Annotated in this window: 17 protein-coding genes and 1 pseudogene; 7 read left to right on the top strand and 11 right to left on the bottom strand. The window is 64.7% G+C overall.

From position 1 onward, the window contains the following. Position 1: 1 nt before the first annotated feature. From cueR to QMX96_RS18560, 3 genes are read right to left on the bottom strand one after another with little or no spacing between them, the layout of a single operon-like run. A complete protein-coding gene (gene cueR, locus QMX96_RS18570; protein ID WP_043860954.1) occupies positions 2–403 on the bottom strand; it encodes a Cu(I)-responsive transcriptional regulator in 402 nt (133 codons plus the stop codon). Continuing rightward, positions 400–2,802, bottom strand: a complete 2,403-nt coding sequence (locus QMX96_RS18565) for a heavy metal translocating P-type ATPase (protein ID WP_058540777.1) — start codon at positions 2,800–2,802, stop codon at positions 400–402. Before QMX96_RS18565 ends, cueR begins: the two co-directional genes overlap by 4 nt. Before the next feature lie 54 nt (positions 2,803–2,856). Next, entirely contained in the window at positions 2,857–3,243 is a 387-nt protein-coding gene (locus QMX96_RS18560) for a hypothetical protein (protein ID WP_054916634.1), read from the bottom strand. A gap of 136 nt (positions 3,244–3,379) precedes the next feature. Here QMX96_RS18560 and QMX96_RS18555 point away from each other — a divergent pair, with 136 nt between their 5' ends. Both QMX96_RS18555 and QMX96_RS18550 read left to right on the top strand, forming a co-directional pair. After that, a complete protein-coding gene (locus tag QMX96_RS18555) occupies positions 3,380–3,580 on the top strand; it encodes a cation transporter (RefSeq protein ID WP_043860957.1) in 201 nt (66 codons plus the stop codon). Positions 3,581–3,832: 252 nt separating this feature from the next. Continuing rightward, the gene (locus QMX96_RS18550; RefSeq protein ID WP_043860958.1) at positions 3,833–5,014 is read left to right on the top strand and encodes a multidrug effflux MFS transporter; all 1,182 of its coding nucleotides are present in this window, start codon (positions 3,833–3,835) and stop codon (positions 5,012–5,014) included. On the opposite strand, the gene QMX96_RS18545 is transcribed toward QMX96_RS18550, so the two are convergent. Together QMX96_RS18545 and QMX96_RS18540 are read right to left on the bottom strand one after the other, a co-directional pair. Then, complete coding sequence (locus QMX96_RS18545; RefSeq protein WP_116052671.1) at positions 4,998–5,162, bottom strand: sensor domain-containing protein; 165 nt, start codon at positions 5,160–5,162, stop codon at positions 4,998–5,000. The two genes, QMX96_RS18550 and QMX96_RS18545, sit on opposite strands and share 17 nt — an antisense overlap. 114 nt (positions 5,163–5,276) lie before the next feature. After that, on the bottom strand, positions 5,277–6,290 hold the full coding sequence (locus tag QMX96_RS18540; protein WP_043860959.1) for a zinc-binding alcohol dehydrogenase family protein: 1,014 nt from the start codon (positions 6,288–6,290) through the stop codon (positions 5,277–5,279). A 111-nt stretch (positions 6,291–6,401) separates the two neighbouring features. On the opposite strand from QMX96_RS18540, the gene QMX96_RS18535 reads away from it, so the two are divergent. Both QMX96_RS18535 and QMX96_RS18530 read left to right on the top strand, forming a co-directional pair. Further along, complete coding sequence (locus QMX96_RS18535) at positions 6,402–7,322, top strand: LysR family transcriptional regulator (protein WP_043860960.1); 921 nt, start codon at positions 6,402–6,404, stop codon at positions 7,320–7,322. A 356-nt stretch (positions 7,323–7,678) separates the two neighbouring features. Next, positions 7,679–8,407, top strand: coding sequence for a helix-turn-helix transcriptional regulator (locus tag QMX96_RS18530; protein WP_282362196.1), 729 nt, complete (start codon positions 7,679–7,681; stop codon positions 8,405–8,407). Positions 8,408–8,465: 58 nt separating this feature from the next. Here QMX96_RS18530 and QMX96_RS18525 read toward each other — a convergent pair whose 3' ends face one another. Next, a complete protein-coding gene (locus tag QMX96_RS18525; RefSeq protein ID WP_054916632.1) occupies positions 8,466–9,419 on the bottom strand; it encodes an adenosine deaminase in 954 nt (317 codons plus the stop codon). A 146-nt stretch (positions 9,420–9,565) separates the two neighbouring features. Here QMX96_RS18525 and QMX96_RS18520 point away from each other — a divergent pair, with 146 nt between their 5' ends. Beyond that, positions 9,566–10,651 (top strand): calcium:proton antiporter, encoded by a 1,086-nt coding sequence (locus tag QMX96_RS18520; RefSeq protein WP_282362195.1) that lies wholly within the window; start codon positions 9,566–9,568, stop codon positions 10,649–10,651. A 4-nt stretch (positions 10,652–10,655) separates the two neighbouring features. Here the strand turns inward: QMX96_RS18520 and QMX96_RS18515 are convergent. The 5 genes and pseudogenes from QMX96_RS18515 to QMX96_RS18495 form a co-directional block, all read right to left on the bottom strand. Continuing rightward, positions 10,656–12,011, bottom strand: a pseudogene (locus tag QMX96_RS18515) (8-oxoguanine deaminase). A 115-nt stretch (positions 12,012–12,126) separates the two neighbouring features. Next, a complete protein-coding gene (locus QMX96_RS18510; protein WP_043860965.1) occupies positions 12,127–12,813 on the bottom strand; it encodes an SDR family oxidoreductase in 687 nt (228 codons plus the stop codon). A 361-nt stretch (positions 12,814–13,174) separates the two neighbouring features. Then, positions 13,175–13,759 carry a YigZ family protein gene (locus tag QMX96_RS18505; RefSeq protein ID WP_043860966.1) on the bottom strand — a complete coding sequence of 195 codons (585 nt, stop codon included), beginning with the start codon at positions 13,757–13,759 and terminating at the stop codon, positions 13,175–13,177. Positions 13,760–13,768: 9 nt separating this feature from the next. Further along, complete coding sequence (locus tag QMX96_RS18500; protein ID WP_043860967.1) at positions 13,769–14,428, bottom strand: TetR/AcrR family transcriptional regulator; 660 nt, start codon at positions 14,426–14,428, stop codon at positions 13,769–13,771. A 100-nt stretch (positions 14,429–14,528) separates the two neighbouring features. Further along, positions 14,529–15,446 carry a LysR family transcriptional regulator gene (locus QMX96_RS18495; RefSeq protein ID WP_043860968.1) on the bottom strand — a complete coding sequence of 306 codons (918 nt, stop codon included), beginning with the start codon at positions 15,444–15,446 and terminating at the stop codon, positions 14,529–14,531. Between the two features lie 124 nt (positions 15,447–15,570). Between QMX96_RS18495 and QMX96_RS18490 the strand changes: the two genes are divergently transcribed. Then, positions 15,571–16,917, top strand: coding sequence for an aspartate aminotransferase family protein (locus QMX96_RS18490; RefSeq protein WP_043860969.1), 1,347 nt, complete (start codon positions 15,571–15,573; stop codon positions 16,915–16,917). 62 nt (positions 16,918–16,979) lie between these two features. Further along, positions 16,980–18,473, top strand: coding sequence for a CoA-acylating methylmalonate-semialdehyde dehydrogenase (locus tag QMX96_RS18485; protein ID WP_043860970.1), 1,494 nt, complete (start codon positions 16,980–16,982; stop codon positions 18,471–18,473). Positions 18,474–18,766: the final 293 nt, after the last annotated feature.

Below are 18,766 nucleotides of genomic sequence, written 5' to 3'. Positions count from 1 at the left end.
GCTAGTGACAGCAGCTGCCGGCTGCCAGGTCCTTGAGGATCGGGCAGTCGGGGCGATCGTCCCCCTGGCAGTGGGCGACCAGCTCGCTCAGCGTATCGCGCAGGCTCACCAGCTCGTCGATGCGCCGGTTCAGGTCGGCGATATGCTCGTTGGCCAGGGCTTTCACGTCGGCGCTGGCGCGCTGGCGGTCCTGCCACAAGGTCAGCAGTTTGGCCACTTCCTCCAATGAAAACCCCAGGTCTCGCGAGCGCTTGATGAATGCCAGCGCGTGCAGGTCGTCCTGCTGGTAGAGGCGGTAGCCACTGTCGCTGCGCGAGGCCGGCTTGAGCAGGCCGATGGACTCGTAGTAGCGGATCATCTTGGCGCTCAGGCCGGTACGTTTGGCGGCTTGTCCGATGTTCATGGGGCATCGTCCTGTGGCGGCGTTTGCGGTTTCCAGGTTTTGAGCAGCAAGGCGTTGCTGACCACGCTGACGCTCGACAGGGCCATGGCCGCACCGGCCAGCACCGGGTTGAGCAGGCCGAAGGCCGCCAGCGGAATACCGATCAGGTTATAGATGAAGGCCCAGAACAGGTTCTGGCGGATCTTGGCGTAGGTCTTGCGGCTGATCTCCAGGGCGGCCGGTACCAGGCGCGGGTCGCCGCGCATCAGGGTGATGCCGGCGGCCTGCATGGCCACATCGGTGCCGCCACCCATGGCGATGCCGATGTCGGCGGCGGCCAGGGCCGGCGCGTCGTTGATGCCGTCACCCACCATCGCTACCACACCCGATTTCTTCAGTTCGAGAACAGTGGCGGCCTTGTCGGCCGGCAGCACCTCGGCGTACACGTCATTGATGCCAAGGGCCTGGGCCACCACCTTGGCGCTACCGCGGTTGTCGCCGGTCAGCAGGTGGCTGCTGATGCCCTGTTGGCTCAGCTGGCGTACGGCGGCGTCTGCGCCAGGCTTGAGGCTGTCGCCGAAGGCGAACAGGCCCAGCACCCGTGGTTGCGCACCGCGCTCGATCAGCCACGACAAGGTGCGCCCCTCGGCCTCCCAGGCCTGGGCGCTGGTGGCGAGTTCACCCGGTTGCAGGCCGCTTTCTTCCAGCAGGCGACGGTTGCCCAGGGCCAGATCGCGGCCATTGAGGTGGCCGGCGATGCCGCGGCCGGTCAGCGATTGGCTGTCGTCGATGTCGGGTACGGTCAGGCCCTGCTCCTGGCAGGCATCCAGTACCGCCTTGGCCAGCGGGTGTTCGCTGCCGCGTTGCAGGGCGCCGGCCAGTTGCAGCAGTTCGCCTGCCTCGATGCCCTGGGCCTTGCTGTGAACGATGCGCGGGCTGCCGGAAGTGAGGGTGCCGGTCTTGTCGAACACCACGCGGTTGACTGCATGGGCACGCTCCAGCGCTTCGGCGTCCTTGATCAGGATGCCGTGGCGCGCGGCCACGCCGGTACCGGCCATGATCGCGGTGGGTGTGGCCAGGCCCAGGGCACAGGGGCAGGCGATGACCAGCACGGCCACGGCATTGATCAGCGCGGTTTCGATTGGCGCGCCGGCCAGCCACCAGCCGACCAGGGTTGCCAGGGCCAGCACCAGCACGGCTGGCACGAACACTTGGCTGACCCGGTCGACCAGTTTCTGGATGGGGGCCTTGGCGGCCTGGGCGTCTTCGACCAGGCGGATGATGCGCGCCAGCACGGTTTCAGTACCCAGGGCCAGCACACTTACCAGCAGGCGGCCTTCGCCGTTGATGGCGCCGCCGGTCACGCGGTCGCCCGGCTGCTTGGGCACGGGCAGGCTTTCGCCGCTGATCAGGGCTTCGTCGGCATGGCTCTGGCCCTCGATCACCTCACCGTCCACCGGGAAGCGTTCGCCAGGCAGCACGCGCACCAGGTCATGCAGGCGCAGGGCGCTGATGGGTACGTCGCGCTCCTGGCCGTCGATCACCTGCAGGGCGCGCTCAGGGCGCAGGGCTTCGAGGGCGCGGATGGCACTGGCGGTCTGGCGCTTGGCGCGGCTTTCCAGGTACTTGCCCAGCAGCACCAGGGCGATGACTACCGCCGAGGCTTCGAAATACAGGTGCGGCATGCTGCCTGCAGTGGCCCGTGCCCATTCGTACAGGCTCAGGCCGTAACCGGCGCTGGTGCCCAGGGCTACCAGCAGGTCCATGTTGCCGGCCCCGGCGCGTACCGCCTTCCAGGCCGCGACATAGAAGCGTGCGCCCAGGATGAACTGCACGGGGGTGGCCAGTACGAACTGTGCCCAGGCCGGCAGCATCCAGTGGATGCCGAAGGGCTGCAGCAGCATCGGCAGCACCAGCGGCAGGGCCAGCAGTATGGCCAGGCCGACCGACCAGCGCTCCTTGCGCAGGCGTCGCTCGGCGTCGGCCTGGTCGGCCTTGCCCGCTTGCGGCAGGCTGGCCGTGTAACCTGCCTGGGTCACCGCGTCGATCAGCAGCGCGCTGTCGACCTGCCCCAGCAGCTCGATGTGCGCGCGCTCGTTGGCCAGGTTGACGCTGACCCGCTGTACGCCGGGCACCTTGTTCAAGGCCCGCTCCACGCGCCCGGCACAGCTGGCGCAGGTCATGCCGCCAATCTGCAGTTCGAGGCTCTGGGCGGGCACGCTGTAACCGGCCTGGCTGACGGCGTCGACCAGTGCCGGCAGGGCGTCGGCAGGGGCTTGCACCCGGGCGTGTTCGGTGGCGAGGTTGACGCTGACGTGTTCGGCGCCGGCGACTTTGCGCAGGGCGCGCTCGACACGACCGGCGCAGCTGGCGCAGGTCATGCCTTGAATCGGCAGATCGAAGGTGGTTGATGCGGACATGGGGCTCTCCTCCTTGGACAGGCGCCAAGCATCAACCTTACCCCATTGGCAAGGTCAATAGCCCAGAGCGGCCTTCTTCAGGCTGAGGCCATTGTTGTCCATGACGATGCGGTACTTGTTGACCTGGCCCGCCAGTACGTTGATTCGCGTGCTGCGCTGGTTCTCGATGCCGTTGTTGCAGCCCGGTGCCTGCCCGGGAAGCAGGCGCAGGCGCACGTTCACCGGGCCGCCCGGCAGGTTGAACGAGGTGGAGTGTTCCTGGAACAGTCGCGCCGACAGCTGGTCGTTGAGATAGATGCCGATCTCGCAGGACGTGGCGACCTCCAGACGCTCGCGGGAAATGATCAACACGCTGTAGTCCGACGGCCCTTCGGCGCTGGCCAGGGGCACGATGCTGCACAACCCGAGCAAACCGATAAGGCCCAATGCTGCCCTGCCCATGAATGAATCTCCTGCTGATCGTTCGACAAGGGCGCAGCTTGGCCGAGCTTGGCGCGGATTTCCAGTTCGGCATGCACTTGACCTTGCCCCGATGGCAAGCTTGAGACTGCGCTCAAATCCCAAGGAGGTAGTTCCCATGCAAGTATTCACTGTTCAAGGCATGACCTGTGGCCACTGTGTGAAGGCCGTGACCCGTGCGGTACAGAGCCAGGATGCACAGGCCATCGTAGAGGTGGACCTGGCCAGCAAGCAGGTGCGCGTCGACAGTTCGCTGCAGGCGCCGCAGATCGTGCAGGCGATTGTCGATGAGGGTTACAAGGCCGAGCTTGTGGCCTGAACAAGCCGGTAGCCGCTTCGCCTGTAGGAGCCAGCCTTGCTGGCGAACCGGCGCGAAGCGGCTACCGACCCTGCATGGGCGGTGTGTCTGCTGCACTGTGCATTCCGGTGTGCGAGCGCTGCGCGCTCGATCCCCGGCAAGGCCGGCTCCAACAAGGGGCGCACGTGCCAGCGAATTCGGCAAAAGATTCGCGGCTTATCCATGGCAGCCCGGTTAGACTAAGGCACTTGCTTAGCCTGCTATGGATTCCCGATGAACCTGCGCACCATCCTGATCCTCGGCGCACTCAGTGCGTTCGGGCCGTTGGCGATCGATTTCTACTTGCCCGGCTTCCCGGCAATGGCCCTGGCCTTTGCGACCGACGAAAAACACATCCAGACCACCCTGGCGGCCTATTTCCTGGGCCTGTCGCTGGGGCAGCTGGCCTATGGCCCGGTGGCCGACCGCTTCGGTCGACGCATTCCGCTGCTGGTCGGGGTGACCCTGTTTACCCTGGCGTCGCTGGCCTGTGCCTTTGCACCGAGCCTGGACGCCCTGATCGCCGCGCGTTTTGTACAGGCCCTGGGTGGTTGCGCAGGGATGGTGCTGTCACGGGCCATCGTCAGCGACAAGTGTGATGCCGTGGCTTCGGCCAAGGTGTTCTCGCAACTGATGCTGGTGATGGGCCTGGCGCCGATCCTTGCCCCGATGCTGGGCGGGGTGCTGGTCAACCTGTATGGCTGGCAGTCGATCTTCCTCGTGCTCACCCTGTTCAGCGCCGGCTGTACGCTGGCCGTTGCCCTGGGCCTGCCGGAGAGCCTGCCTTCCAGCCAACCACGCCAGCCGCTGTCGGGGGCGTTGCGCCAATACGGGCGCCTGCTCAAGGACCGCGTGTTCATGGGGCATGCACTGACCGGCGGCATCGCGATTGCCGGCATGTTCGCCTATATCGCCGGGTCGCCCTTCGTGTTCATCAAGCTTTATGGCGTACCGGCCGAACATTACGGCTGGCTGTTCGGCAGCAATGCGGCGGGCTTCATCCTGGTGGCGCAGGTGAATGCGCGATTGCTGGCCAAGCGTGGGCCTGCCTTTTTGCTGGCCCGCACGGTGTGGGTATACCTGGCGGCCGGGCTGGTGCTGCTGGGAATCAGCGCGCTGCATACGCAGGCGCTGTGGCCGTTGCTGGTGCCGCTGTTCGTGTGCATTGCCAGCCTTGGCTGCATCATCCCCAACGCCTCGGCCTGCGCCATGAGCGGGCAGGGTGCCCGCGCCGGCAGTGCATCGGCGTTACTGGGGTGCGTACAGTTCAGCGTAGCGGCAGGTGCGGCTGCCCTGGTGGGGGTGCTGCATGACGGCAGCGCGCTGCCGATGGCGCTGGTCATCAGCCTGTGCGGTGCGGCGGCGGTGGGCGTGGCAATGTTGACCCGACGCCTGCAGCTCAGCCGACCTGCTTGAGCGGGTGCGGGGCCCGCAAGCGTTGTTGCAGGGTGTCGACAAAGGCGCGAGCCTCGGCCTCGCTGCGAAAGCTGACCACATGCTGGTCGAGCTGAACCTGCCACGGGCACCCGGGTTTGCGGGCTGATGCACTGACGATAATCTTCATCGCTGCCTACCTGTGTGGTTGGGTAAATGCAGCAGCATTGTAGCGCCGCGACCGGGCCCCGGCATGACCGGCGTCAGTGTACTGACTGACGGTCATGCCGGGGCCCGGAGGGGCTCAGAACCCTTCCAGCACGATCTTGCCCTTGGCTGCACCGCTTTCGAGCAGCGCGTGGGCCCGGCGCAGGTTGGCTGCATTGATCGGGCCGAAATGCTCGCCCAGGGTGGTCTTGAGGGTGCCTGCGTCGATCAGCTCGGCCACGCGGTTGAGCAGCGTGTGTTGTGCCTGCATGTCGGCGGTTTCGAACAGCGAGCGGGTGTACATGAATTCCCAGTGCAGCGACAGGCTCTTGCGCTTGAGCTTGGTCACGTCCAACTGCTTGGGGTCGTCGATCAGCGCCAGTTTGCCCTGCGGGGCGAGTGCCTCGACCAGCTGATCCAGGTGCTGGTCGGTCTGGGTGAGGCTGGCAACGTGGGTAACGCTATCGATACCCTGCGCCTTCAGGGCCTGGGCCAGGGGCTGACGGTGATCGACTACCACATCGGCGCCCAGTTCCCTTACCCAGGCCTGGGTTTCGGGGCGTGAAGCGCTGGCGATGACCTTGAGCCCGGTCAGTTGGCTGGCCAGTTGAGTCAGGATCGAACCGACGCCGCCGGCGCCACCGACGATCAGCAGGCTCTGGCCCAGGTCGGCCTTGCCTTCGGCGATCTGCAGGCGTTCGAACAGCAGCTCCCAGGCGGTAATGGCGGTCAGCGGCAATGCGGCGGCTTCGGCGAAACCCAGGGTTCGGGGCATGTGCCCGACGATGCGCTCGTCGACCACGTGCAGCTCGCTGTTGCCCCCGGCGCGGGCGATGGAGCCTGCGTAGTAGACCTTGTCGCCAGGCTGGAACAGGCTGACCTCGCTGCCCACCGCCTTGACCACACCGGCAACGTCCCACCCCAGCACCTTGGCCACGCCGGCCTCGGGTTGCACGTTCTGGCGCACCTTGGTGTCGACCGGGTTGACCGAGATGGCGTGCACCTGCACCAGCAGGTCGCGCGGGCCAGGCTGCGGGGCGGGCAGCTCGATGTCCTGCAGCGCGGCGGGGTCGGCAATCGGCAACGATTGATAGTAGGCAATGGCTTTCATGAAGAGGTCCTTGAGGGGGGGAGTGCCGCCATCATCAGTGCTTTCACTTGGGGTTAAAACCCGATAAAACGGCAGATACTTTCAATTTTTTTTTGATAATGAGGCCGACAAGTGCTGCGTACCGATGATCTGCAACTGTTCGTGCGCGCCGCGGAACTGGGCAGCCTGTCGGCCGCTGCGCGCCAGCTCGACCTTTCGCCGGCAGTGGCGAGCGCAGCGCTCAAGCGCCTTGAGGCGCAATTGAAGGTGCGCCTGCTGGCCCGTTCGACGCGCAGTCTGCGCCTGACCGCTGAAGGCGAGGGGTTCCTCAACCACGCCCGGGTAGCCTTGGCCAGCCTCGAGGAGGGACGGCGGGCGTTGGCTCAGGGCCAGGCCGAGGTGAGCGGCGTGCTGCAGTTGTCGGCACCGTCGGATTTCGGACGCAATGTGCTGTTGCCCTGGTTGGACCAGTTGCAGCAGGCGCACCCGTTGCTGAACGTGCGCCTGCTGCTGGGCGATCGCAATGCCGACCTGTTTCGCCAGCCGGTGGATGTGGCGCTGCGCTACGGCACCCCCGAAGACTCGAGCCTGGTGGCGTTGCCCCTGTGCCCCGACAACCGCCGGGTGCTGTGCGCCGCACCTGATTATCTGGCGCGCCATGGCCAACCGGCGACGGTTGCACAGCTGGCCGAGCACAACTGCCTGCTGTACCAGTTGGGTGGCCGTGTGCATGACCAGTGGCGCTTCAGTGACGGGGCCGCGACACAGACGGTGCTGGTGCGTGGCGACCGCTTTTGCGACGACGCCGACGTGGTACGGCGCTGGGCCGTGGCAGGTGTGGGCATTGCCTACAAGTCCTGGCTGGATGTGGCAGCCGATGTGAAGGCCGGGCGCCTCGAAGTGCTGCTGCCCGGGGTGCGGGGTGAAGCTGCGCCGCTGAATCTGCTGTGCACCCACCGGGCGCAGCTCGGCAAGCCGGTGCAGTTGCTGCGCGACGAACTCAAGGCCAGATGCCGGCACCTGCTGGAGCCGCTGCTGGCGATGACCGGCTAGGCAGGGCCGGCTGTCGGGCGCTGGATCAGGGTCATACATTTCATTTTAGGTTGAGTGACTTGTTTACCTTGGATGTAGGGCGTTGCGCGCTCATCGGCCCTTGAGCGCAACCCTCGCTCTGCAGGGAAAGCCGCCCCCATGCGGCTGTGGTGCCAGGGGCGGAAGGCCCGCCACCCGAAAGTGACCTTTGCAGAAGGCCACATGGTTGCCCAAAACGGGCAATTTTGCCGGAGATAGAGGCCGTTTAAGTGCTTACAGGCCGGCATATACTTGCCCCCGCAGTCGTTACCAGCAAGAGACGTTTCCATTGCAGGGGCGGGCAAGTTACGTCTTCGGAATCCGCAGGGAGTGCAGATATGAAACCTGTAGCAAGTATCAGTGTGATCGCCAGCCTGCTGGCTGACCCCAAGCGCAGCGCCATGCTGTGGGCCTTGATCGACGGTCTGGCCCGCCCCTCCGACGAGTTGGCCAGGATGACCGGCCTGACACCTTCTTCCACCTGCGCTCACCTTGGGCGCCTGCTGGCAGGGGGGCTGCTGAAGATAGAGGCGCGCGGGCGCAAACGGTATTTTCGGCTGGCAGCCCCGGAGGTGGGCGCCGCTGTGGAGGCGCTGGCCAGTGTGCCGGTGCGCGAGGATTTTCGTCAGGGCGTGCGTGTCAGCCGGGAGGCGCCGGGGATCCCGCTGGCGATGCGCCGCGCACGCTTGTGCCGTGACCACCTGGGCGGTGAGCTGGCGGCCGACCTTTACCAGCGCTTGCAGGAGGCCAAGTGGCTGGAGCTCTGCGACCGCCAGTTGGAGGTCAGCTCGCTGGGGCGCCTGCACTTTGCCGACTTTGGCATCTTCGTCGAGGCATTGGCACTGCGCGAGGGCAGAGCCTGCAGCGCGTGCAGTTGCTGCAGCGAGTGGAGCGAGCAGCGCCCGCACCTGGGCGGGGCTCTGGGCAGCAGCCTGCTCAGGCTTTTCGTGCAGTCGGGCTGGGTGCGCATGAACGGTGACTCGCGCGCCTTGCACGTCACCCCCGCCGGGTTGCGTGAAATCCCGCTGATTGCACAGTCGCCCATGCCGTTGGCGGTGGGGGAGTAGCCGCAGGTGGCGGGCAAGGCCGACCCACCGGTGATGGGTCGACCTGCCCGCGCAGAGGTCAGGGCTTGAGCAGGCGCGCATCCAGGCTGTTCTGCGCCAGACGCCTGGCCTGGTCCTGGGTCATGCCGAGGTGGGTATGCAGGGCATGGAAGTTCTCGGTCACGTAGCCACCGAAATAGGCTGGGTCGTCCGAGTTCACCGTGACCTTCACGCCACGTTCGAGCATCTCGAGGATGTTGTGTTCGCGCATGTGGTCGAACACGCACAGCTTGGTGTTGGACAGAGGGCAGACGGTCAGCGGGATCTGTTCGTCGATGATGCGCTGCATCAGGCGCTCGTCCTCGATGGCGCGCACGCCGTGGTCGATACGCTGGATCTTGAGCAGGTCCAGGGCTTCCCAGATGTACTCGGGCGGGCCTTCCTCGCCGGCGTGCGCGACGGTCAGGAAGCCTTCGCTACGGGCGCGGTCGAACACGCGCTGGAACTTGCTGGGCGGGTGGCCTTGCTCCGAGCTGTCCAGCCCCACGGCGATGAAGGCATCGCGAAAGGGCAGGGCCTGATCGAGGGTGGCGTGGGCCTCGTCTTCGCTCAGGTGGCGCAGGAAGCTCAGGATCAGGCCACTGCTGATGCCCAGCTTGCGCTGGCCATCCTTGAGGGCTGCGCTGATGCCGGCCAGTACCACCTCGAACGGGATGCCCCGGTCGGTATGGGTCTGGGGGTCGAAGAACGGTTCGGTGTGGATCACGTTCTGTGCCTTGCAGCGCAGCAGGTAGGCCCAGGTAAGATCGTAGAAGTCCTGCTCGGTGCGCAGCACGTCGGCGCCCTGGTAGTACAGGTCGAGGAACTCCTGCAGGTTGTTGAACGCATAGGCCGCGCGCAGGGCCTCCACATCGTTCCAGGGCAGGGCGATGCCATTGCGTTCGGCCAGAGCGAACAGCAGTTCGGGCTCGAGCGATCCCTCCAGGTGCAGGTGCAATTCTGCCTTGGGCAGCGCGTTAAGCCAGTCGTACATAGCGTGTTCTCATCAAGGTGCGGTTGCGCGCCATTCTACAGCGGTTGACGAGGGGCGGCGCGAAACCTGGCCGGATGGTCCGGCAGCAGGAAACCTTCCACAGCAGCTACAGTCTCTAGCCAAACCCCTTCTGTTCAAGGCCGCCGATGCTCAAGCTACTGACCCAGGAAAAGCTCTTGCTGCTGGCCGTGGTGACCGCCCTGCTGGCCTGGCCATTGGAGCCGTTGTTGCTGGGGCACGGCCATGGCTTGGCGTTGTTGGCCGGGTTCGCGCTGGTGGGGGCGATCGTGTGCGCCTCGATGCGGGTTGCACAGCATGCCGAGCTGCTGGCGGAAAAGGTCGGCGACCCCTACGGCACCATGATCCTGACCCTGTCGGCGGTCTTGGTGGAGGTGGTGATCCTGGCCATCATGATGAGCAATGAGGCCTCGCCGACGCTGGTGCGCGACACCATCTACTCGGCGGTGATGCTCGATATCAACGGGATCCTGGGCCTGGCCGCGTTGATGGGCGGGCTCAAGCACGGCGAGCAGAGCTACAACGACGATTCGGCACGCACCTACAGCGTGATGATCATGACCGCGATGGGCGTGTCGATGGTGGTGCCCGAGTTCATCCCCGAAGCCCAGTGGCATCTGTATTCGGCCTTCACCATCGGCGCGATGGTGGTGCTGTATACGCTGTTTCTGCGCATGCAGGTGGGGCCGCACAGCTACTTTTTCAGCTACAGCTACCCGCAGAAGAAACGCCGCGACCCGGTGGCAGGGACGCCGGGCGGCCACAAGGCGCGATCGATCGCGATTCTGATTTCGGGGGTGGTGGTGATCGGCCTGCTGGCCGAAGTCATGTCCAAGACCCTGGACTATGGCCTGGAGGGCAGCGGAGCACCGCCGGTACTGACGGCAATCGTGGTAGCGGCCATCTCTGCCGCGCCAGAGATTCTCACCGCATTGCGCGCGGCGCTGGCCAACCGCATGCAATCGGTGGTCAATATCGCCCTGGGGGCCTCGCTGTCGACGGTGATCCTCACCGTGCCGCTGATGGAGGCCATGGCCCTGTACACCGGTCAGCCGTTCCAGATGGCCATGACCCCGGTGCAGACGGTGATGATCTTCATCACGCTGATCGTCAGCGCCATCAACCTGAACGATGGCGAAACCAACGCGATCGAGGGCATGACCCACTTCGTGCTGTTCGCCACGTTCATCATGCTGGCGCTGCTGGGCCTTTAGCTGCCTAGCCGGCGATCAGTTGCGCGGCGGCCTGGCGGTGATCGGCGATCAGGCCCTTCACGTCCAGCCCTTCGATCTGGCCATCGATCACTCGCCACCGGCCGCCGACCATCACCCGGTCGGCTCGGTCGGCACCGCACAGCAGCAGGGCCGAGAGCGGATCATGGCTGCCGGAAAAACGCAGTTCATCCAGCTTGAACAGGGCCAGGTCGGCCTGCTTGCCCACGGCCAGCTCGCCGATGTCGTTGCGCCCAAGCAGTTGCGCCGAACCTCGTGTGGCCCAGCCCAGCACGCGCTCGGGGGTGATGGCCTCGGCACCGTAGCGCAGGCGCTGCAGGTACAGGGCCTGGCGGGTTTCGAGGATCATGTTGGACGCATCGTTGGAGGCCGAGCCATCCACACCCAGGCCCACTGGCGCCCCCGCGTCGGTCAGTTCCACGGTGGGGCAGATGCCCGATGCCAGGCGCATGTTGGAGCTGGGGCAATGGCAGATGCCGGTGCCGGCAGCGCCCAGGCGGGCAATCTCGTCGGGGTTGAAGTGGATGCCGTGGGCCAGCCAGGTGCGCGGGCCGAGCCAGCCGACACTGTCCAGATAGTCGACGGTACGCAGGCCAAAGCGCTGCAGGCAGAAGTCCTCCTCGTCGAGGGTTTCGGCCAGGTGCGTGTGCAGGCGCACGTCCAGCTCTTGGGCCAGGGTCGCGCTGGCGCGCATGATTTCGGGCGTGACCGAGAACGGTGAGCAGGGGGCCAGGGCGATCTGGATCTGCGCGCCCGCGTCACGCTCGTGGTAGCTGTGGATAAGTCGTTGGCTGTCGGCCAGGATCACCTCGCCCTGCTGCACCGTCTGCTGCGGTGGCAGGCCACCATCGGCTTCACCCAGGCTCATGGAACCGCGGGTGAGCATGGCGCGCATGCCGAGTTTGCGCACACTCTCCACTTGTACGTCGATGGCGTTTTCCAGGCCGTCGGGGAACAGGTAGTGGTGGTCGGCAGCGGTGGTGCAGCCCGACAGCAGCAGTTCGGCCAGGGCTACTTGGGTCGCCAGCTCCAGCTTGGCCGGGGTGAGCCGGGCCCACACCGGGTACAGCGTCTTGAGCCAGGGGAACAGCGGCTGGTTGACCACCGGAGCCCAGGCACGGGTAAGGGTCTGTTAGAAGTGGTGGTGGGTGTTGATCAGGCCTGGCAGTACCACGTGCTCACGGGCATCGAAGGTTTGCTGGCAAGGTGTGGCGGGGGTTTGGCCGAGGCCGAGGACTTCGCGGATGATGCCGCCTTCGAGCACCAGGCCGCCACGGGCGTCGAGGGTGTTGGCGGTAAAGATGGCAAGCGGGTTTTTCAACCAGATACGGGTCGCAGGCATGGTGCCGGCTCCTCTGAAAGTGGGTTCAGGTTAGCCAGCTCAGTGTTGCCCTGTCTGCTGATCCAGGTCCGCCGCGGTGGGCGAAGGGCCGAGTCTACACCCACCGCGCGTCAGATCACCAGATCAGTTTTTCGCCCTTGTAGTTGATGAAATGCAGGCCACCCTTGCCGCTGTTGAGGGTGACCTGTTCAACCATCCCGCCCGTGCTGGTAGGCACGTCGATTTCAGCGCCTTCGCCGCCCATGTCGGTCTGGACCCAGCCCGGGTGCATGGCCAGCACGGTCAGGCCGGTGTCGCCCAGCTGCACGACGAAGCTGTTGATCATGGAATTGAGCGCCGCCTTGCTGGCCTTGTACAGGGCCAGGTCGGGCGCGTCGGGGATGCTCACGCTGCCCAGCACCGAGCTCATGAAGGCGATCACCCCACCCTTGTCGTTGAGCTGCGGGCTCAAGCGCTGCGCCACGCGAATCGGCGCGACGCTGTTGGTCATGAACAGTTCGCCGATATCCGCCAGTTGTACCCGCTCCGGGTTCTGGTCATCAGGGCCCTTGACCCCCGCATTGACGAACAGCAGGTCGAAGGTCTGACCCTTGAGGCGCGCCTGCAGTGCATCGAGCTGATCGGTGCTGTTCATTTCCAGGGTCTCGACCTGTACGCCGGGCACCGCGGCCAGCGCAGGGGCCCTGGCAGGGTCCCGAACGGTGGCGGTCACGTTCCAGCCCTGCTCGCGCAGGCGCTGCACAAGGCCAAGGCCCAGGCCACGGGATGCGCCAATGATCAGTGCGGTTTTGGGGGCGGTCATGGGATAACTCCGTACAGGTGGGCAGAGGATACGCAGCGTAGCATGGCCTGGAGGCTGCTCATAAAATGATCAATCGACGCTGAGCATTGGCCGGCAGGCCTTTGGCGCAGGCGCTCACGGTTTATCCACAGCTTGCTCCACAGTATTTGTGTGCAAGCGCCAGGCACGGTTTTGTGGCCATGGAGCCGGCCCTCGAGGACACCTGGCTGGGGATAAGTCACTGATTCGACGCCGCTTGATGGCCTGTCATCAAATCTTGATCAAAATATGATCGTTTCTCTGCGAGCCTTGATCCAGAAGGGCTGCAGCCGAGTGCTAAGAGGTTATCCACAGCCGGGCCCACAGTGGATGTGGGCAAGTGTCAGCGCCGTTCGAGCAGAATGCGCCCGCGGCTCAGGTCGGCCAGTTGTCGTTGCACCGGTTCGATCTGCTCCTCGCCAAGCGCCAGCAACAGGTCGACACCGTTGGCGGTGAACTGCTCGTCCATCACCAGGCCGTCGGCTTCGGCGACGCGTAGCTTGAGCAGGGCCAGTTCGCTGAATGCGCAACTGCAGTGCAGCTCGACACGGCTTACCAGCAGGCGCTTTTCGGCCTGTTGCAGGCACTTGTTGGCGCCACCGCCATAGGCCCGGGCCAGGCCACCGGTGCCCAGCTGAATGCCGCCGTACCAGCGAATCACCAGCACCACTACCTGGTCGCAGTCCTGCGCCTCGATGGCTGCCAGGATCGGGCGCCCGGCCGTACCGCCGGGTTCGCCGTCGTCGCTGCTGCGGTATTGCGCCCCCAGTTTCCAGGCCCAGCAGTTGTGGGTGGCGGCCAGGTCGCTGTGCCGTTCGATGAAGGCCTGGGCCTCGGCCGGGCTGCTGATGGGGCCGGCCAGGGTGATGAAGCGGCTCTTGCGGATCTCTTCGCGAAACTCGCAAGTGTCCAACAGGGTAAAAGGCATAAGCAGGGTTCAGTTCGGTGGGGTCAGGCCACAGCCTTTGAGGATGATGTGGATAAGGTTGTTGCTGGCGTCTTCCATGTCCTGCTTGGTCAGGCGGCTGCGGCCGGTTACCTGGCAGATCTGTGTGGAGAAGTCGGCATAGTGCTGGGTGCTGCCCCAGAGCAGGAAGATCAGGTGGACCGGGTCGAGGCGGTCCATCTTGCCGGCATTCATCCAGCTTTCGAACACGGCGGCCCGGCCCTTGAACCAGTCGCGGTAGTCCTGGCTGAAGTAGTCGGTCAGGCACTGGCCGCCGCTGATGATCTCCATGGCGAAGATCCGTGAGGCCTGCGGGTTGCGCCGCGAGAATTCCATCTTGGCGCGAATGTAGCGGCTCAGCGCCTCGGCCGGGTCGTCGTCGGCACTCAGGGTGTTGAAGGTGCTGTCCCACAACTCGATGATGTTGCTCAGCACCGCCACGTACAGGCCCAGCTTGTTGGTGAAGTAATAGTGCAGGTTGGCCTTGGGCAGCCCGGCGTTCAGCGCGATGGTGTTCATGCTGGTGCCCTTGAAGCCGTGACGGGCGAACTCGTCTTCGGCAGCCTGGATGATGGCCTGCTCGTTCTTCTGGCGGATACGGCCGGCAGGCCTGGCAGCCTGGAGGCGGTGTGCGGGGACTTCGAAGGTCATGGGCGATTCCGGACAGAGCGGGGTAGTGTGGCACATGCACTGATAACCCAGCCGTGGCAGGCGGGCAAGCGCTCATCGGCGAAAAAGCCGATAAACCGCATCAGCGGGTGGCCGCCAGGCTGTCCAGGAAGCTCTCGAGCACCAGGTGCGGGCGCCGTCCCTTGCGGGTAACCCAGCACAGGCTCAGGTCATAGAAGCGTTCGTCGGGTTTGAGGGCGCGCAGGCGCCCCTGCTGTACCCAGGCGTTGGCGTAGTGGTCGGGCAGGTAGCCGATGTAGCGCCCGGTAAGAATCAGGAACGCCATGCCTTCGCGGTCCGAGGCGCTGGCGGTGCAGTGCAGGTCCTGATACTGGGCCTGGATCTCGGCCGGCAGGCGGAAGGTGGGGGCGATCGCGTCCTGGCTGTTGAGGCGGTCGTCGTCCAGCTGGCGGTCATCGGCATAGAACAGCGGGTGCCCGACCGCGCAATAGAGCAGTGAGCGCTCACTGTACAGTGGCTGGTACTCGAGCCCCGACAGCGGGCTGGTCTGGGGGACCACGCCGACGTGCAGGCTGCCGTCGAGCACGCCCTGCTCGACCTGGCTGGGAGCGATCATGCGGATCTGGATGCGTACCTCCGGCCCCCGGTCCTTGAGCTGCGCCAGGGCATGGGTGATGCGCATGTGCGGCAGGGTCACCAGGTTGTCGGTGAGGCCGATGTTCAGCTCGCCGCGCAAGTGCTGGTGCAGGCCGTTGACCTCGGTGCGAAAGCTTTCCAGCGCGCCGAGCAGTTGCAGGGCGCTCTGGTACACCTCGCGGCCCTCTTCGGTCAGCGAGAACCCGGCACGGCCGCGCTGGCACAGGCGCAGGCCCAGGCGTTGCTCCAGGTCGCTCATCTGCTGGCTGATGGCCGAGCGGCCGATGCCCAGCACGTTCTCGGCTGCGGAGAAGCCGCCGCATTCCACCACGCTGCGGTAGATTTTCAACAGACGGATGTCGAAATCACTGACCTGCGCAAGCGGCTCCGGGCGACGGCTCATAGTTTAGTGTCCAGCTAACTGAAGATTAGAAAAGTAGGCTTTTTCAGACTTTATCCCCGTGACAACTTAGCTGCAACAACGTTTGCCTCCCTCATGTTGCTCATTGCCTTGCGAGGTTTGTCCCATGAATCTGCCTGAAAACGCTCCCCTCGGCCTTGCCAGCCAGCTCAAGCTGGATGCGCACTGGATGCCCTATACCGCCAACCGCAACTTTCAGCGCGACCCGCGCCTGATCGTCGCCGCCGAAGGCAGCTACCTGACGGATGACAAGGGGCGCAAGATCTATGATGCGCTGTCGGGGCTGTGGACCTGCGGCGCCGGGCATACCCGCAAGCAGATTCAGGAAGCGGTGTCGCGTCAGCTGGGTGTGCTGGATTATTCGCCGGCCTTCCAGTTCGGCCACCCGCTGTCGTTCCAGCTGGCCGAGAAGATCACCGACCTGACCCCGGGCAACCTGAACCACGTCTTCTATACCAACTCCGGTTCCGAATGCGCCGATACCGCGCTGAAGATGGTGCGTGCCTACTGGCGCCTCAAAGGCCAGGCGACCAAGACCAAGCTGATCGGCCGTGCCCGTGGCTACCACGGCGTGAACATCGCCGGCACCAGCCTGGGCGGCGTCAACGGCAACCGCAAGATGTTCGGCCAGTTGCTGGATGTGGACCATATCCCGCACACCCTGCTGCCGGGCAACGCATTCAGCAAGGGGATGCCGGAGGAGGGCGGTATCGCCCTGGCCGACGAGATGCTCAAGCTGATCGAGCTGCACGATGCGTCGAACATCGCGGCACTGATCGTCGAGCCGCTGGCCGGCTCCGCCGGTGTACTGCCACCGCCCAAGGGCTACCTCAAGCGCCTGCGCGAGATCTGCGACCAGCACAACATTCTGCTGATCTTCGACGAAGTGATCACCGGTTTTGGCCGTATGGGTGCCATGTTCGGTGCCGACGCCTTTGGTGTGACGCCCGACCTGATGTGTATCGCCAAGCAGGTTACCAACGGCGCCATCCCGATGGGCGCGGTGATCGCCAGCAGCGAGATCTACCAGACCTTCATGAACCAGCCGACCCCGGAATACGCGGTCGAATTCCCGCACGGCTACACCTACTCCGCGCACCCGGTTGCCTGCGCTGCCGGCCTGGCTGCACTCGACCTGCTGGAGAAGGAGAACCTGGTGCAGTCGGCTGCCGACCTGGCACCGCATTTCGAACGTGTGCTGCACGGAGTCAAGGGCGCGAAGAACATCGTCGACATTCGCAACTACGGCCTGGCCGGTGCCATCCAGATTGCCGCGCGGGACGGGGATGCCATCGTGCGTCCGTTCGAGATCGCCATGAAGCTGTGGAACGCCGGCTTCTATGTTCGCTACGGCGGCGACACCCTGCAGTTCGGCCCGACTTTCAACACCACCCCGCAAGAACTGGATCGCCTGTTCGATGCGGTGGGCGAAGCGATCAACCAGGTCGGCTGATCCCTCTCTTTATATAAGCAGGCGCGCGGTGCCGCGCCTGAACCCCCTTTCTGGAGTTCTGCATGAGCATTGTTCAGCATCTGATCCACGGTGAAATGGTTTCAAGCGGTGAGCGCACCGCCGATGTGTTCAACCCGTCCACCGGCCAGGCGGTACGCAAGGTGGCGCTGGCCAGCCGGGAAACCGTGCAGCAGGCCATCGATTCGGCCAAGTCGGCATTCCCGGCCTGGCGCAATACCCCGCCGGCCAAGCGGGCCCAGGTGATGTTTCGCTTCAAGCAACTGCTTGAGCAGAACGAGTCGCGCATTGCGCAGATGATCAGCGAAGAGCATGGCAAGACCCTCGAGGATGCGGCGGGTGAACTCAAGCGCGGTATCGAGAACGTCGAGTTCGCCTGCGCTGCCCCCGAAGTGCTCAAAGGCGAATACAGCCGCAACGTGGGCCCGAACATCGATGCATGGTCCGACTTCCAGCCGCTGGGCATCGTTGCGGGGATCACCCCGTTCAACTTCCCGGCCATGGTGCCGCTGTGGATGTACCCGCTGGCGATTGCCTGTGGCAACTGCTTCATTCTCAAACCGTCCGAGCGCGATCCGAGCTCGTCGCTGTTCATTGCCCAGCTGTTGCTGGAAGCCGGCTTGCCCAAGGGCGTGCTGAACGTGGTGCATGGCGACAAGGTGGCGGTGGACGCGCTGATCGAAGCCCCAGAGGTCAAGGCGCTGAGCTTTGTGGGCTCCACGCCGATTGCCGAGTACATCTATGCCGAGGGCACTCGTCGTGGCAAGCGTGTGCAGGCGCTGGGTGGTGCGAAGAACCACGCGGTGCTGATGCCCGATGCCGACCTGGACAACGCGGTCAGCGCACTGATGGGCGCGGCGTACGGTTCGTGCGGTGAACGCTGCATGGCAATCTCGGTAGCGGTGTGCGTGGGTGACCAGGTGGCCGATGCACTGGTGGCCAAGCTGGTGCCGCAGATCAAGGCGCTGAAGATCGGTGCCGGTACCAGTTGCGGTCTGGACATGGGGCCGCTGGTGACTGCGGCTGCGCGCGACAAGGTGGTTGGCTATATCGATGACGGCCTGGCTGCCGGTGCCGAATTGGTGGTGGACGGCCGCGGCTACAGTGTTGCGGGGCATGAGCAAGGTTACTTCGTGGGCGGTACGCTGTTCGATCGGGTCAGCCCCGAGATGCGTATCTATAAGGAAGAGATCTTCGGCCCGGTGCTGTGTGTGGTACGGGTGAACAGCCTCGAGCAGGCCATGCAGTTGATCAACGATCATGAATACGGCAACGGCACCTGCATCTTCACCCGTGATGGGGAAGCGGCGCGTCTGTTCTGCGACGAGATCGAAGTGGGCATGGTGGGGGTCAACGTTCCGTTGCCGGTGCCGGTGGCCTATCACAGCTTCGGTGGCTGGAAGCGCTCGCTGTTTGGCGACCTGCATGCCTACGGCCCGGATGGCGTGCGCTTCTATACCCGGCGCAAGGCGATCACCCAGCGTTGGCCGCAGCGCGCCAGCCATGAAGCATCGCAGTTCGCATTCCCAAGCCTTTGAGGTCGGGCTGAAACGAGGGAGGCCGCAAGGCCTCCCTCTTTTGTTTTTCAGCGTTTTTGACCGATGTGACAGATTTATTGCGAATAGCGCTTGACGGGTTTCCAGAAGTCTTTATACTTCGCCCCACTTCCAGCGTAGCAGGAACGAAAAACTCCTTGAATATCAGTGAGTTGGACGTTTCAGGTCAGGCTGGAGGTGCTTCGATCGAAAGATCGGCAGCGGTGAAAAAGGTGGTTGACAGCAGGTTGTAACGCTGTAGAATTCGCCTCCCGCTACGAGAGATCGAAGCGAGT

Source organism: Pseudomonas sp. PS01300 (assembly GCF_029960155.1).
Taxonomy (GTDB): Bacteria; Pseudomonadota; Gammaproteobacteria; order Pseudomonadales; family Pseudomonadaceae; genus Aquipseudomonas; species Aquipseudomonas palmensis.
This window is presented reverse-complemented; position numbering and strand designations above follow the sequence as displayed.

What these genes read in the sequence shown, in the direction of transcription:
- cueR (WP_043860954.1), bottom strand. Translation starts at nt 403, where the DNA reads ATGAACATCGGACAAGCCGCCAAACGTACCGGCCTGAGCGCCAAGATG.
- QMX96_RS18565 (WP_058540777.1), bottom strand. Translation starts at nt 2,802, where the DNA reads ATGTCCGCATCAACCACCTTCGATCTGCCGATTCAAGGCATGACCTGC.
- QMX96_RS18560 (WP_054916634.1), bottom strand. Translation starts at nt 3,243, where the DNA reads ATGGGCAGGGCAGCATTGGGCCTTATCGGTTTGCTCGGGTTGTGCAGC.
- QMX96_RS18555 (WP_043860957.1), top strand. Translation starts at nt 3,380, where the DNA reads ATGCAAGTATTCACTGTTCAAGGCATGACCTGTGGCCACTGTGTGAAG.
- QMX96_RS18550 (WP_043860958.1), top strand. Translation starts at nt 3,833, where the DNA reads ATGAACCTGCGCACCATCCTGATCCTCGGCGCACTCAGTGCGTTCGGG.
- QMX96_RS18545 (WP_116052671.1), bottom strand. Translation starts at nt 5,162, where the DNA reads ATGAAGATTATCGTCAGTGCATCAGCCCGCAAACCCGGGTGCCCGTGG.
- QMX96_RS18540 (WP_043860959.1), bottom strand. Translation starts at nt 6,290, where the DNA reads ATGAAAGCCATTGCCTACTATCAATCGTTGCCGATTGCCGACCCCGCC.
- QMX96_RS18530 (WP_282362196.1), top strand. Translation starts at nt 7,679, where the DNA reads ATGAAACCTGTAGCAAGTATCAGTGTGATCGCCAGCCTGCTGGCTGAC.
- QMX96_RS18525 (WP_054916632.1), bottom strand. Translation starts at nt 9,419, where the DNA reads ATGTACGACTGGCTTAACGCGCTGCCCAAGGCAGAATTGCACCTGCAC.
- QMX96_RS18520 (WP_282362195.1), top strand. Translation starts at nt 9,566, where the DNA reads ATGCTCAAGCTACTGACCCAGGAAAAGCTCTTGCTGCTGGCCGTGGTG.
- QMX96_RS18510 (WP_043860965.1), bottom strand. Translation starts at nt 12,813, where the DNA reads ATGACCGCCCCCAAAACCGCACTGATCATTGGCGCATCCCGTGGCCTG.
- QMX96_RS18505 (WP_043860966.1), bottom strand. Translation starts at nt 13,759, where the DNA reads ATGCCTTTTACCCTGTTGGACACTTGCGAGTTTCGCGAAGAGATCCGC.
- QMX96_RS18500 (WP_043860967.1), bottom strand. Translation starts at nt 14,428, where the DNA reads ATGACCTTCGAAGTCCCCGCACACCGCCTCCAGGCTGCCAGGCCTGCC.
- QMX96_RS18495 (WP_043860968.1), bottom strand. Translation starts at nt 15,446, where the DNA reads ATGAGCCGTCGCCCGGAGCCGCTTGCGCAGGTCAGTGATTTCGACATC.
- QMX96_RS18490 (WP_043860969.1), top strand. Translation starts at nt 15,571, where the DNA reads ATGAATCTGCCTGAAAACGCTCCCCTCGGCCTTGCCAGCCAGCTCAAG.
- QMX96_RS18485 (WP_043860970.1), top strand. Translation starts at nt 16,980, where the DNA reads ATGAGCATTGTTCAGCATCTGATCCACGGTGAAATGGTTTCAAGCGGT.